12 protein-coding genes are annotated in these 14,227 nt (G+C 69.6%); 1 reads left to right on the forward strand and 11 read right to left on the reverse strand.

What is annotated here, in order from left to right; genetic code table 11:
* Positions 1–4 precede the first annotated feature (4 nt).
* Complete coding sequence (locus OG406_RS09660; RefSeq protein WP_164370371.1) at positions 5–907, forward strand: NADP-dependent oxidoreductase; 903 nt, start codon at positions 5–7, stop codon at positions 905–907.
* 121 nt (positions 908–1,028) lie between these two features.
* On the opposite strand, the gene OG406_RS09665 is transcribed toward OG406_RS09660, so the two are convergent.
* The 11 genes from OG406_RS09665 to OG406_RS09715 all read right to left on the reverse strand — a co-directional run bounded on the left by OG406_RS09665 (position 1,029) and on the right by OG406_RS09715 (position 14,186).
* Positions 1,029–1,808, reverse strand: a complete 780-nt coding sequence (locus OG406_RS09665) for an exodeoxyribonuclease III (protein WP_164370370.1) — start codon at positions 1,806–1,808, stop codon at positions 1,029–1,031.
* Between the two features lie 173 nt (positions 1,809–1,981).
* Entirely contained in the window at positions 1,982–2,617 is a 636-nt protein-coding gene (locus OG406_RS09670) for an MBL fold metallo-hydrolase (RefSeq protein ID WP_329185292.1), read from the reverse strand.
* A gap of 71 nt (positions 2,618–2,688) precedes the next feature.
* Positions 2,689–3,987, reverse strand: a complete 1,299-nt coding sequence (pcaDC, locus tag OG406_RS09675) for a bifunctional 3-oxoadipate enol-lactonase/4-carboxymuconolactone decarboxylase PcaDC (protein WP_164370369.1) — start codon at positions 3,985–3,987, stop codon at positions 2,689–2,691.
* A gap of 138 nt (positions 3,988–4,125) precedes the next feature.
* Entirely contained in the window at positions 4,126–5,280 is a 1,155-nt protein-coding gene (gene hisC / locus OG406_RS09680; RefSeq protein ID WP_329185295.1) for a histidinol-phosphate transaminase, read from the reverse strand.
* Between the two features lie 155 nt (positions 5,281–5,435).
* On the reverse strand, positions 5,436–6,755 hold the full coding sequence (locus OG406_RS09685; RefSeq protein WP_266851630.1) for an MFS transporter: 1,320 nt from the start codon (positions 6,753–6,755) through the stop codon (positions 5,436–5,438).
* Between the two features lie 107 nt (positions 6,756–6,862).
* Complete coding sequence (locus OG406_RS09690; protein ID WP_267048891.1) at positions 6,863–7,699, reverse strand: siderophore-interacting protein; 837 nt, start codon at positions 7,697–7,699, stop codon at positions 6,863–6,865.
* 26 nt (positions 7,700–7,725) lie between these two features.
* Positions 7,726–10,281, reverse strand: a complete 2,556-nt coding sequence (locus tag OG406_RS09695; RefSeq protein WP_329185296.1) for an amino acid adenylation domain-containing protein — start codon at positions 10,279–10,281, stop codon at positions 7,726–7,728.
* Positions 10,282–10,404: 123 nt separating this feature from the next.
* Complete coding sequence (locus OG406_RS09700; RefSeq protein WP_329185297.1) at positions 10,405–11,196, reverse strand: 2-keto-4-pentenoate hydratase; 792 nt, start codon at positions 11,194–11,196, stop codon at positions 10,405–10,407.
* 83 nt (positions 11,197–11,279) lie between these two features.
* On the reverse strand, positions 11,280–12,266 hold the full coding sequence (locus OG406_RS09705) for a class I SAM-dependent methyltransferase (protein WP_329185298.1): 987 nt from the start codon (positions 12,264–12,266) through the stop codon (positions 11,280–11,282).
* Between the two features lie 28 nt (positions 12,267–12,294).
* Entirely contained in the window at positions 12,295–13,332 is a 1,038-nt protein-coding gene (gene dmpG, locus OG406_RS09710; protein WP_164370362.1) for a 4-hydroxy-2-oxovalerate aldolase, read from the reverse strand.
* On the reverse strand, positions 13,329–14,186 hold the full coding sequence (locus tag OG406_RS09715; RefSeq protein WP_266851621.1) for an acetaldehyde dehydrogenase (acetylating): 858 nt from the start codon (positions 14,184–14,186) through the stop codon (positions 13,329–13,331). The genes dmpG and OG406_RS09715 overlap by 4 nt, the downstream gene beginning before the upstream one ends.
* Positions 14,187–14,227: the final 41 nt, after the last annotated feature.

Here is a 14,227-nt window from a genome sequence, read left to right on the forward strand (position 1 = left end):
AGTCGTGAAGGCAGTGCGGTTCAGCCGGTTCGGAGGGCCGGAGGTGCTGGAGGTCGTCGATCTTCCGGATCCGGTTCCGGGTCCCGGTCAGGTGCGGATCGCGGTGCGTGCCGCCGGGGTCAACCCGAGCGACTGGAAGAAGCGCGCGGGGCTGATGGACGAGGAGCTTCCGCAGACCCTGGGCCACGAGGCGGCCGGCGTCGTCGACGAACTCGGCGAGGGCGTCACGGATGTGGCCGTCGGCGACCGCGTGTACGGCTTCTCCCCCGACGGCGCGGCCCAGGCCGAGCTGACGGTGCTGTCCGCGTACGCGCCGATCCCGGCCTCGCTCGACTTCCCCGGTGCCGCCGCGCTGCCCGCCGCGGTGGAGACCGCCACCCGGGCGCTCGACCGGCTCGGGGTCGGGGGCGGCGTGCTGCTCCTCGTCAACGGCGCCTCCGGGAGCGTCGGCGGCGCCGCCGTCCAGCTCGCCGTGGAACGCGGTGCGCGGGTGATCGGCACCGCCGGTCCCGCGAACCAGGACCACGTCCGCTCGCTGGGCGCCGAGCCCGTCGTCTACGGTGCGGGCCTCGTCGAGCGGGTCCGTGCGCTCGCGCCCGACGGGGTCGACCTGGCGCTCGACGTCGCCGGGAGCGGGGTGCTTCCCGAACTGATCGGTCTCGCCGGCGGGGCCGGGCACGTCCTCACGGTCGCCGACTTCGCCGGAGCGCGGCAGCACGGGGTGGAGTTCAGCAGCGGGGACGGCGGCCGCGCGCTCCACGCGCTCGGTGACATCGGGGAACTGATCGAGTCCGGGCGCTTCACACTCCCCGTCGCACAGACGTTCCCGCTCGCCGAGGTCGCCGAGGCGCACCGGGCGGGCGAGCGGGGCGGTGTACGCGGCAAGCTCGTCCTGACGGTCGGCTGAACCGCGGGGCCGACGCCGGCCGGCCTGGGCGGCCGCGGCGCCGGTTCCTCCGTGCCGGGCACTGTGGCCGGCGGGCGGCGCCCGCGTGCCGTGCCTTCGGTGTGCCGGGGTGCAGGGCTTCCTAGACGTCCAGGTCCACGACGACCGGCGCGTGGTCGGAGGCGCCCTTGCCCTTGCGCTCCTCCCGGTCCACGTAGGCGTCCTTGACCGCTGTGGAGAACGCCTCGTTGCCGTAGACGAGGTCGATGCGCATGCCCCTGTTCTTCGGGAAGCCGAGCTGGCGGTAGTCCCAGTACGTGAAGGGCTGGTCGTACTTCAGGGGGCGCGGGACCACGTCCGACAGGCCGGTCCCGCGCAGGGCCGCGAGGGCGTCGCGCTCGGCCGGGGTGACGTGGGTGAGGCCCTCGAAGGCGGCGACGTCGAAGACGTCGTCGTCCGTCGGCGCCACGTTGTAGTCGCCCATCACGGCGAACGGGCGGCTGCCCGCCGCGTCGCCCGCGACGGCCGTCCTCAGGGCGTCGAACCACTGGAGCTTGTACGTGTAGTGCGGGTGGCCGACCTCGCGGCCGTTCGGCACGTACACCGACCAGACGCGGACCGGGCCGCAGGTCGCCGACACGGCGCGGGGTTCCTCGACGCCCTCGTAGCCGGGGTCGCCGGGCAGGCCCTTGACGACGTCCTCCAGGCCGACGCGGGAGATCACCGCCACGCCGTTCCACCGGCCGGTGGCGTGCACCGCCGCCTCGTAGCCCAGCTCGCGCAGCGCGTCCGTGGGGAACTGCTCGGCGGCGATCTTGGCCTCCTGGAGGCACAGCACGTCCGTGCCGGTGCTCTCCAGCCAGGCCAGCAGCCTCGGCAGGCGGGCGGTGATCGAGTTCACGTTCCAGGTGGCGATGCGCATGCCCCACAACCTACCCGGCGGGTACGACAACGGGTCCGCGGGCGACACCCGGGCCCCTCTTGCGTGCGACGGGGAAGGGGCTCGCAAGGGGGGCGCGCGGGTGAGGGCGGTCCCGGTCGGACCTCGGCCGAACGGTCGGACCTCGCCCCAGCGGTCGGACCTCGGCCCGGTGGTCAGACCTCGGCCGACGTTCCCGGGGCGAGCCGCAGGTGCTCGGCGCCGCCCAGGGAGCCGATCTGGCTGTCGTAGATGGGCCGGGCCAGGTCCGTGAGCAGGGCGTCGTGGATGTCGTAGGCGCGTTGCGGCTTGACCTCGCGGACGTACTCGATGACCTCGGAGATCTTGTTCCACGGGGCCATGACCGGGAGCATCAGCGTCTCGACCGGGCCGCCGGGGACGGTGAGCGCGTCGCCGGGGTGGAAGACGCGGCCGCCGTCGACGAGGAAGCCGACGTTGGTGATGCGCGGGATGTCCGGGTGGATGACGGCGTGGAGTTCGCCGTGCACCTGCACGTCGAAGCCGGCCGCGCTGAACGTGTCGCCGTGGCCGACGGTGTGCACCTGCCCGGGGAAGGCCGCCGAGATCTTCTTTGCCACCGAGCGCAGCGTCCAGATCTCCGCCGCCGGGTCGGCCTCCATGCCGGCCCGCAGCCGCTCCTCGCTGAAGTGGTCGGGATGCTCGTGCGTCACGAGGATGATGTCCGCGCCCAGGGCCGCGTCCTCCTCGCTGAAAGCGCCGGGGTCGATGACGAGCGTGCGTCCGTCCTTCTCGAGACGGACGCAGGCGTGCGACTTCTTCGTGAGCTTCATACGTCCCATCCTGCCCCCGTGGCCGCGCCGGGGCTCCACCGGCCGGACGCGGGGGCCGCCGGCGCCGGTGGTCACTCCTCCGGGGTGGTCTCCTCGCGGATCACCTGCTGCGCCACCTTGAAGGCGCTGTTCGCGGCCGGTACGCCGCAGTAGACGGCCGCCTGGAGGAGGACTTCCCTGATCTCGACGGGGGTGAGGCCGTTGCGGAGGGCGGCGCGGGTGTGGAAGGCCAGTTCGTCGAGGTGTCCGCCGGCGACGAGGGCGGTGAGGGTGACGCAGCTGCGGGAGCGCCGGTCGAGTCCGGGCCGGTTCCAGACCTCTCCCCACGCGTAGCGGGTGATGAAGTCCTGGAAGTCGCCGGAGAACTCGTCGGCCGCGCCCAGGGCGCGGTCCACGTGCGCGTCGCCCAGCACTTCGCGCCGCACCTTGATCCCGGCGTCGTAGGGGTCGGGCCGGCCCATGACCTCGGACGGTGCGGCGGCGGGGCCGATCTCGGCGAACGGGGCGACCGGCGGCGGCGCGGACAGGGCTGCGTGTACGGGAGCGGACTGGATCGCCATCTGTCCGGTGGCGGAGTCGAAGGCGGTGGGCTGCCAGGCGGTGGAGAAGTGGCGTACGAGGAGGTCGGTGACGGCGGCGGGCTGCTCGACCGGTACGAGGTGGGAGGCGCCGGGGACGACGGCGAGGCGCGCGTCCGGTATGCCGGCGACCAGGGTGCGGGCCTCCGCGGGGCCGGTGACCTGGTCGTCGGAGCCGACGAGGACGAGGGTGGGCACGCCGATGCGGCCCAGTTCGGACCGTACGTCGAAGGCGGCGAGGGCCTCGCAGGCGGCGATGTAGCAGCCGGGGTCGGTGGTGCGCACCATCTGGACGGCCCACTCGGTGATGGCGGGCTGGGCGGCGGCGAAGCCGGTGGTGAACCAGCGCTCGGGCGAGGTGCGCGCGATGGGGTCGAGTCCGTTCGACCGGACGATCACTCCGCGCTGGCGGAACTCGTCGGCCGTGCCGAAGCGGGGTGAGGCCGCGATGAGGGCGAGGGAGGCGACGCGTTCCGGGCGGCGCAGGGCCAGCTCGATGCCGAGGGCGCCGCTGAACGCGCAGCCCGCGTATCCGAAGCGCTGGACGCCGAGCTGGTCGAGCGTGGCGAGCAGCCGCCCCGCCAGTTCGGCGACCGAGCCGGCCGGGTACGCGAGGGCTCCGCCGTGTCCGGGCAGGTCGAAACGGAAGACCCGGAAGCTCTTCGCGAGCTCCGGGACCTGCCGGTCCCACATGTGCCAGGTGGTGCCCAGGGAGGGTCCCAGGATCAGGACAGGTGCGTCTTCCGGCCCGTCAAAGCGGTATTGCAGGGTGTTAGGTGGTGTCTCGCTCACCCGACAGACCCTCTCATCTCTCACGAGAACTCACATGGCCGGTCCCAACCTAGTGGCTGTGGTCCCCGCTCGAGGACGGGCCGGTCGCCGTCGGAACGGGGTCCGGGTGCCTGCTCCGCGGCGTGTGCGGGAGGGCTGTTACCGCCGAGTGTCGTGGCGGGTGCCCTCGTCCGGTCCGGGGTGGCCGGGTGGGGTGGGGAAGGTGGCCGACGCCGCGAGGAAGGCGTCGTTCTCCGTGGGAGAGCCGATCGAGACGCGGACTCCCTCGCCCGCGAACGGCCGGATCGACACGCCCGCCGCCGCGCAGTGACCGGCGAAGGCGAGGGCCTGGTCGCCGAGCTGGAGCCAGAGGAAGTTGGCGTTGCTGGAGGTGACGGGCCGGCCCTGTGCGGTGAGGGTGTGGTGGAGTCGCTCGCGTTCCTTGACCGTGGTCTCCACGCGGGCCATCAGGGCGTCCTCCGAGCGGAGTGCGGCGATCGCCGCGGCCTGCGCGACGGCGTTCACGCTGAAGGGGAGGAACGCCTTGCGCAGGGCTTCGATCACGGTGGGGTGGCCGACGACGAAGCCGACTCTGAGCCCGGCCAGGCCATAGGCCTTGGAGAAGGTGCGCAGGACCACCACGTTGGGTCGCCCGGGCCGCAGCGTGAGGCCGTCGGGGACGTCGTCGTCGCGCACGTACTCGATGTAGGCCTCGTCGATGACCACGAGGAGATCGGCGGGGACCCGGTCGAGGAAGGTCTCGAGGTCGGACCGGGAAATCACCGTCCCCGTCGGGTTGTTGGGGTTGCAGACGAAGATGAGGCGTGTCCGGTCGGTGATCGCGGCGGCCATCGCGTCGAGGTCGTGGGCCCCGTCCTTGAGGGGGACCTCGACCGGCGTGGCACCGGAGAGTCTGGTCAGGATCGGGTAGGCCTCGAACGAGCGCCAGGCGTAGAGGACTTCACCGCCGGGCTCCGCGACCGCTTCCAGGAGCATCTGGGAGACACCGACCGAGCCGCAGCCGACGGCGATGCTGTCCTCCGGTACGGCGAAGCGTGAAGATATCTCGGAGATCAGGTCCGCGCAGGTGTTGTCCGGATAGCGGTTGACGCCCAGGGCCGCCTCCTGGATCGCCCGCACGACCGCGGGGATCGGCTCGTACGGGGACTCGTTGGCGGACAGCGGGAAGGCGTGCCCCTCGGGCGAGCGGGGGGACTGGCCCTGTTTGAAGCTCACGAGCCGGTCGAGCGCGGAACGGATACGGGGCACCTGCCCGGCGGCGTCGGAAGCGGCGGTTGTCGGGACAGCGGACATGCTTCATCTCCTCCTCGGAGTTCGTAACACGGTCTCGTTGCGGTGCCCTGGTCGAACGCGACCGGCACGACGCCGCCGTTCGAGCGTCACCGGACACCTCAGGAGCACCCCACCGCGACCGTGTTACGCGCTCTCGGAGGATCGGTGGTGTCTGGTTACTTCGTTGTGGCGTGCTTCGGCGTGGTGTCGGTGGTTTCCTCTGTGGGTTCGGTGGGGGTGGTTTCGTTGGTGGCTTGTTGGATGGCGTGGTTGCTGAGTGCGGGGAGGCTGGCGAGGGCGACGATGATCATGAGGAGGCCGCCGGTGATGAAGGGGGTGCGCAGGCTGGTGGTGCTGGCGAGGTAGCCGGCGAGGATGCCGCCGAAGGGGGCGCCCATGAGGGAGATGAGGCGGCTTGCGGAGAGGACGCGTCCGCGGATTTCGGTGGGGGCCAGGCGTTGGCGGAGGGCGCCGACGATGACGATCTGGACGCTCATGGAGAAGCCGATGGTGGCCATCATGGCGCCGGCGATCCAGGGGCTGGTGGTGAGGCCGAGGCCCAGGACGGCGAGTCCTTCGATGGACATGCCGACGCAGCGCATGGTGCCGACCTGGATTTTTTTGGAGATGGGGGCGGAGAGGAAGCTGCCGATGAAGGCGCCGACGGCGGTGGAGCTGAGGAGGAGTCCGTAGCCGATGTCGCCGAGTCCGAGCTGGTTTTTGGCGAGGAGGACCAGGAGGGACATTTTGGCGGTGAAGACGAGGTTGCCGATGGCTGCGGTGCCGGCGAGGGTGCGCAGGACGCGGTGTTTGAGGAGCCAGCGCAGTCCTTCGGCTACTTCGGTGCGCAGGCTGGTGGTGGTGGGTTGGGTGGTGGGGGGGTTGGCGAAGTTGCCTTTGAGGGAGTTGACGCACAGGGCGCTGATGAGGAAGGAGAGGGCGTTGCCGAGGAAGGGCAGGGAGTGGGAGAGGGAGAAGAGGACGCCGCCGATGGGGGGTCCGGCGAGTTGTTCGCCGTTGATCTGTGCTGCGGAGATGCGGCTGTTGGCGCGGATGAGTGCCTGGTCGCCGGTGACGACGACGGGCAGGACGGCCTGGGCGGAGATGTCGAAGAAGATGTCTCCGCAGCCCAGGGCGAATCCGGCGGCGATGAGGAGGGTGATGTTGGCGTGGTCGGTCAGGACGGCGAGGGTGAGCAGGGCGAGGATGGTGAAGCGGACGAGGTCGGCGCGGAGCATGACCTTTCTGCGGTCCCAGCGGTCGACGAGGGCGCCGGCGGGGAGTCCGAGGAGGAACCAGGGCAGGGTGCCGATCGCGCCGACGGCGCCGATGAGGAGGGGGTCGGTGGTGAGTTGGATGGCGAGCAGGGGCAGTGCGGCCATCTGGACGCCGTCGCCCCAGGACGAGGCGATCGCGGCGACCCACACCTTGTTGAAACTGCTTCCCAGGCCCGGCTGGGCCTGCTTGTCCTTCTTGTCTTTACTGATGACGTTCAACGAATCTCCCGAGAACGGATGGTGAGGACAGCAACGGTGAGACGGAGACGACACCCCGGACGGAGGGAAGGGGAGGTCGGGCCGTCGACACCGCCGGCGCGTGAGAGCTACGCGGTGGGCGCGTCCTCCACGTCACGGTTCCACTCGGACTTCGAGGACTGCCAGCCCTCTTCGTCGGCCCCGCGTCGCCAGTAGCCGGAAATGGACAGCTGATCGCGCGTCAGGCCGCGTTCCACCCGCAGGTGGCGGCGGACGGCCTTCACGAAGTGCGCCTCGCCGTGGACGAAGGCGTCCACCGTGCCGGCCGGGAAGTCCAGAGCGGAGACGGCCTCTTGGAGCGCGTCGCCGATCTGGCGCTCCCCGCGGTGCAGCCAGACGATGTCGGCATCGGCCGACGTCCGGATCTCCTGCTCCTCCTCCGGGCCGGAGACCTCGATGAACGCCTTGGCGACCGCTCCCGACGGCAGCGCCTCCAGGGAAGCGCCGATCGCGGGCAGGACGCTCTCGTCTCCGACGAACAGATGCCAGTCGGCCTCCGCACGGGGCGCGTAGCCGCCGCCGGGACCGATGAAGTAGATCTCCTCCCCCGGCTTGACCTTCGCGGCCCAGGGGCCGGCCAGGCCGCTCTCGCCGTGGTAGACGAAGTCCACGGACAGCTCGACGGCGTCCGGGTCCCACCGACGGACCGTGTACGTACGGGTCTTGGGCCACTGGTCCTGGGGGAAGTCCCGGCGAATGGCCGAAATGTCGAAGGGCTCGGGGTACCGCACCTCCTCCAGCGGGAAGATCAACTTGACGTAGTGATCGGTGTACTGACCGGCGGTGAACTCCTTCAGGCCCTCACCGCCCAGCACGACCCTGGCCATGTGCGGGGTCACCCACTCGACGCGCAGCACCCGCCCTCGGTGCAGCCTCGACCTGTTGGGCGTCGGGTTGTCGGACATCAAAGGCTCCTTGCCTGCTTCATTGATCAGGACTGCTTCTTCAGCGCGCGAGCCAGAACCGGAGCAAGGTCCGCGAGCGCATCCGAACTCATCAGCTGCATGTGCTGGAAGGGGGTCACGTGCTGTTCGATGTGGCCGCTCACGTACGGGTCCCAGACCTCCGCGAGTCCGGTGGACGCACCGTCCGGCCCGGCCGCCTCGAAGAAGAGCATGTCGCCGTCGAACTGTTCGGGGGCGGTCGCGCGGCTGATCCTGAGGTTGTTCTCCGTGATGTCGATGAGCGCGGCGACGGTTCGTTCCTCGAGGCTGGCCAGTGTTCCGCCATGGGCCTGGAGGATCTCCAGGATGCGTGGCATCTCGATCGGGTCGTCGCCCGGTTCGGCGTGGAAGGCTCCGATTCCGTCGAACGCGAGCTCCAGGAGGTCTCGTTGGCTGCGCGTACTGTCCGAGCTGGCGTGTCCGCCGGTGCCGGCGTCGAGCACGGCCAGCAGGGACACCTGCTCGCCTTCCTGCTGGAGGCGGGCCGCCAGGTTGTGGGCGACCTTGCCGCCGAAGGACCAGCCGAGGAGGGCGTACGGGCCGGAGGGCTGGATCGCCCGGATCCGGCCGAGGTAGTCCTCGACCATCTCGTCGAGATCGGCGGGGTACGGCTCGTCCGTGGCCAGACCGCGGGCCTGGAGCCCGTACACCGGGTGTTCCCTCGGGACGTAGCGCAGCAGTCCGGCGTAGCACCAGGCCATGCCGCCGCCCGGGTGCACGCAGAACAGCGGCGGGCGGCTGCCGACCGATCGCAGGTTCAGCACGGGCTCCAGTGCGCTGTCCTGCTCCTCGTCGTCGGCCTGGCCCAGGTTCGACAGGGCGGCCACGGTGGGTGTTTTGAGCAGCTTGTGGATCGAGAGCTTCACGCCCAGGATGGACCGGATGCGGCTGGCCAGGCGGGTGGCGAGGAGGGAGTGGCCGCCCAACTCGAAGAAGCTGTCGTCGATGCCGACGGTGGGTACGCCCAGGACTTCGGCGAACAGTCCGCACAGGATCTCCTCGCGCGGTGTGCGCGGGCCGCGTCCGGTGCCGGTCTTCGCGGGTGCGTCGGGTTCGGGCAGGGCCCGCCGGTCCAGCTTGCCGTTGGTGGTCAGGGGGAGCTGGTCGAGGACCACGAACGCTGAGGGGACCATGTACTCGGGCAGCAGCCCGGCCGCGTGGGTGCGCAGGGCTTCGGCATCGATGGCGGTGCCGGTGGTCTCCGCGACGACGTAGGCCACGAGGCGTTTGTCGCCCGACCGGTCCTCACGGGCCACGACCGCGACCTGCGCCAGCCCGGCGAAGCGGCTCAACACCGCCTCGATCTCACCGAGTTCGATACGGAACCCGCGTATCTTCACCTGGTCGTCGACGCGGCCGACGAACTCCAGCAGCCCGTCGCCCGACCAGCGGGCCAGATCACCGGTGCGGTACATACGGGTCCCGGCCGGGCCGTAGGGGTCGGCCACGAACCGCTCAGCCGTCAGGTCCGGCCGCCCGAAGTAGCCCCGGGCCAACCCCGCACCCGCCAGGTACAGTTCACCGGTCACGGCCACCGGGGCCGGCGCCAGGGTCTCGTCGAGGACATAGGCGCGCATGCCGTCCAGCGGACGCCCGACGGGTATCGGAGCCGGCACCTCGTCAGCCACGTCCCACGGCGCCTGAGTCGCGAACAGCGTCGTCTCGGTGGGCCCGTAGGCGCAGCGCACGACGGTGTCCGGGCAGTGTTCCAGTACCCGCTCCACCGCGGTCGGGGAGATCACATCACCGCCGGTGATCACTTCCCGCACTCCCGCGAAGCAGCCGGGGTCCTCTTCCGCCATCACCCGGAACAGGCCCGCCGTCACCTGAAGCCCGGTGATCGACTCCTCGGCGATCAGGCGAGCGAGCGTCGCCACGCTGAGATCGTCGCCGGGCGTCACCACCGTCCGGCCGCCGTGCAGCAGCGGCACCCACAGTTCGTAGGTCGAAGGGTCGAAGGCGTACGGGGCAACCATCAGCACTCGTTCGTGTGCACCCGCGCCGAACATGCCGTCGACGGTGAGGTCGAGGACGTCGCGGTGGGTGACCGCCACCCCCTTGGGACGCCCGGTCGAACCGGAGGTGTACATCACGTAGGCGAGCTGCTCGGGCCGACTCTCGATGCCCAGGTCACCGACCGGCAGCCCGGCGAGGTGTTCGTCCTCGTCCACCACGACCAGGGCGCCAGTGTTGGGTACGCCGCGGTCGCGCATGGCGCGGTCGGTGAGCAGTACGGGCGCGGAGGTCTCGTCGACGATCCACTGCATCCGTTCCAGCGGATACCCACTGTGCAACGGCAGATAGAAGGCCCCGGCCTTGAGCACCGCGAGGAGCGCGACGACCAGATCCACGGAACGTTGCATCAGCACCGCGACCGGCGTCTCGGGTCCCACGTCCAACCCGGTGAGCCGGTGGGCGAGTTGATTCGCCTGCTCGTCCAACTCCCGGTACGACAGCTCCCGTCCGGCACACCGCACCGCCACCGCATCCGGGGACCGCAGCGCCTGAGTCGCGAAAGCCGCCGGCACCGATGCATCGATCATCGCCATATTCGACTCAGATGACCGATCCTCGACAAAATCAACAGTATCTGCAGCACGCATTGCCAATCACCCTCTTTCGGTTGTGGGGTCGAGCGTGTGTCGCATGGAGAGCTGTCCGAGAGCTCACTTGCCGATGGTGGAAAGGGACACGGATCCCAAGGACTCGAAGGACGCGCTGACGGTGGCGCCGGCTTCGAGGTCGATCGCTGCGGCCAGCGATCCGGCGAGGACCAGGTCGCCGGCGGCGATCCCCTCGCCGAAGGAGGCCAAGATGCGGACGAGGCAGGCCACGGACTCCGCCGGGTGCCCCATCACGGCCGAACCGTCGGCCGTCAGAACGGAATCCCCCGCCGTGAACACCATGGTCTCGGCGGCGAGGTCGCGCCCGTCGAAGGGAACGGCCGCGCCCAGGACGGCCATGGCCGACGAGGCGTTGTCCGCGACGGTGTCCACCCAGGCGATGTCCCAGTTCTCGATGCGGCTGTCGAGCACCTCCAGGGCCGGGAAGACCTCGGTGGTGACGTTCAGTACGTCCGCGGCCGTCGTACGGGGATCGGAGAGGTCGGCGCCGATCCGGAACGCGATCTCCCCCTCGACCTTGGGTGAGATGAACCGCCCCGGATCGAGGCGGGCGCCGTCGGCGAGAAGCATGCCTTCGGTCAGGAACCCGAAGTCCGGTTGGTCGACGCCGAACATCTTCTGGATGGCGATGCTGGTGGCGCCGATCTTGTATCCGGCGTGCACCGCACCGTTCTTGTGTTCAAGGGTGCGGAAGGCGCGCTGGACGGCGTAGGCGTCCAGCGCGGTGAACTCGGGATACCGGGCGGAGATGGGTGGTATCGCCCCGCGGTCGTTCTTGGCGTTCCAGAGTTCGAAGGCTATGTGCTCGTGAACGGCGTGTGGATCCTGCAGCATGACTCGTGGCCGAATCGACGGCCGCGCAGGGGATCCGCGCAGCTGTCGCCGTCTCGGCACGCCTCCATTCGGGCCTGGGGAAGTTACTTGGTCGCCACGAACAGCCGGCCGCCCGGCATGATGTGTGACACGCACTCGACGTCCGAGAAGCCGGCGCTGCGGAACTTCTCCACCCACTGGTCCGCGGTGGGCAGCTTGATGCCCATGAAGTTCGCGTGCAGGTAGGTGAAGAGGGCGCTGAACTTGCGCTCGCGGGTTTCCTGTCCGTACGAGACCGCGTCGACGACGGCCAGGACGCCGCCGGGTGCGAGTGCCTTGCGGCAGGTGCGCAGCACGTCGTCGAAGACGGATTCGTCCTGCAGGACGTCGTGCATCACGAAGCAGGCCTGGATGACATCGGCTCCTTCGAGCGGGCTGGGGTCGGTGATCAGGGACTCGACCGAGCGCTCGATGACCTGCAGTCGGTCGTCCACGCCGGCTCGTCCCGCGGCTTCTCGCGCGGCGGCGCAGGCGGCCGGGCTCAGGTCGACGGCGACTCCGGTGCGGCGGTCGTCCTGGGTGAGGAGGCCGATGAGCAGTCCGGCGGCGCCCGCGCCGAGGTCGACGACGTGCCGGGCGTCGGCGGCCACGACCCGTTCGACCACGGCGGGGTAGAAGGCGCGGTCTCCGATCCAGCGTGAACTGACCGCCACCCGGCGTCCGTCACGCTGGTGGTCGTCGGCGGCGGAGCCGCTGTCGGAGAGGAAGGCTCGGGCGTTCTGCAGGAACGGGCTGTTGGCGGTCAGCGCCCAGGACAGGTAGCCGACCTCGTGCCTCCAGTCCGCGTAGTCGTCGGACGCGCGGTACAGGTCGTTTCCGTCCTCGGCGGTGACCAGCCCGGCGGACGACAGTGCGTGCACGTACTCCCTGAGGCTGTCCTGGGGAAGGCCTGTCACTTCGGCCAGGTCGGCCGTGTCGAACGTGCGGCCCGAGTCCAGTACTTGGTCGGCGCCGATCTCGGCGCCGATCTGGAGCAGTGCGGCGACCGCCGCGTAATCCGCTCCCACTTCGCGTGCGGAATCCAGTTTCACCTTTGCTCCTCGGTTTTCTGAGCGGTCGTCACATGACGTCGTAGAGGGAATTCTTCTGGGCGAGGCCCATGGCCACTTCGATGATGGCGTCCTCCTGGCCGGCGACGACTCCCCTGCGGCCCAGCTCCATCAGGATTTCCCGTGGGTCCACGTTGAAGCGCTCGGCGGCGCGGCGTGTGGGTGCGGCGAATCCGGAGAAGACGCCGGCGATACCGCTCGCAATGGTGACGCTGTCGTTCGTCGGAATGCGTTTGACGAATGTGGATTCCGCGAGATCGGCCGCGTCGAGTGCCGCGTACAGCTGGAGCCTGGTCTCGATCTGTTCCAGGTGCAGGTTCGCCGCAACGAGTTCCAGCGGGGCGTTGCCGGCTCCGGCGCCGAATCCGCGGGCCGTCACGTCCACGATGGTCGCGCCGGCCTTGACGGCGGCCATGCTGTTCATGACCGAGAGGCCGAGGTTGTTGTGGCCGTGGAAGCCGATCTCGATGTCGAGTTCCTCGACGAGCGCGCCGACCTTTTCCTCGACTGCGGCCGGTGTGTACGCGCCTGCCGAGTCCATCAGGATGACCGCGTGTGCTCCGTATTCCTGTATGAGCCGTGCCTGCTCGATGAGCGTCTTGGTCGACGCCATGTGGCTCATCAGCAGCATGCCTTTGACCGTGACGTCCATGTCGCGGAGCATGGTGATCTGTTGGCGGGTCACGTCCGCTTCCGTGCAGTGCGCGCCGACCCTGACCTCGTCGACGCCGCAGTCCAGTGCGGGCTTGAGGTCGCGTTCGACCGTCGCGAAGCCGGGGATGGACAGGACGCCGAGCCGGGTCTGCTTCAGTTGGGCGCGGGCGGCGGTGAGCATCTCCTTGTCGGTCAGTGCGGCGCGTCCGACCTGGATGGACGAGGCGCCGAGGCCGTTGCCGTGCCCGACCTCGAGGAGGTCCGCGCCCGCGCGTTCGGCGGCCTCGGCGTAGGCGACGATGTCCGCGTGGCCCAGTTGGTGCGCCACGGCGTGATTCCCGTCCCGCAGGGTCGTGTCGCAGATCTTGAGCTGCCGCTCGGCAGGGGTGTTCATCGGCGTGCCTCCGCTCGCCCCTCGGCAACGGCCACGGCCGCGCAGGTGATGACGTCCAGGTTCCCGGCGTAGCGCGGCAACCAGTCGCCGAGTCCTTCCACTTCGATGGTCACCATGATGCGATCGCCGGTGGCGACGGGCGGGACGACGACGCGATAGCCCGGGACGTAGGAATTGATGCGCTTCTCCATGGTGTCGACGGAGACGCGCAGGGCTTCCATGTCGACGTTCTCGGAAGCGGGGACCGCGATGGTGTTCCGCATGACCATTCCCGGCTCGGCCGGGTTGATGACGAGAATGGTCTTGGCGGTGTCCACCCGGCAGAATTCATGAGTGGCATGCTGAGTGGTGAAGGCGTATTCATCAATGTTGGCCCTCGTCGCGGGGCCGACGCTCGCGGATGAGCTGGCCGTGGCGATCTCCAGGTATCCCAGGCCGCCGTCGGAGGCATCGCTGAAGCAGCGCGCGATGGGAACGGCGGCTTGTCCTCCGCAGGTCACCATGCTCACGTTCTGCTCGGTGAGGCACTCCTCGAGGTTCAGGGCCGGTACGCAGAACTTGCCGAGGTGTGACGGGGTGAGGTCGACGACCGGAATGCCCAGTCCTTCGAGGATGTTCCAGTTGTGCACCGCGTCCTGGGCCGAGGTCGCGTCGAAGACGAGGTCGATGCGGTCGGCGATTTCGGCGACGGCATCGATCCCGCCGGCGGTCGTCGGGATCCCGCGAGAATTCGCGAGTTCTATACCCGGAGAGCTGATACGTCGGCCGGCGAACGAGTCGCACCGGAGTCGGGGCGATGCCATGACCTTGAGCAGCAGGTCACAGCCGATATTTCCCGTGCCTATGATGGCCACGCGAAGAGGATCAGCAAGGGAATCTTCTTGTGGGTGCATTC

Source organism: Streptomyces sp. NBC_01428 (assembly GCF_036231965.1).
Taxonomy (GTDB): Bacteria; Actinomycetota; Actinomycetes; order Streptomycetales; family Streptomycetaceae; genus Streptomyces.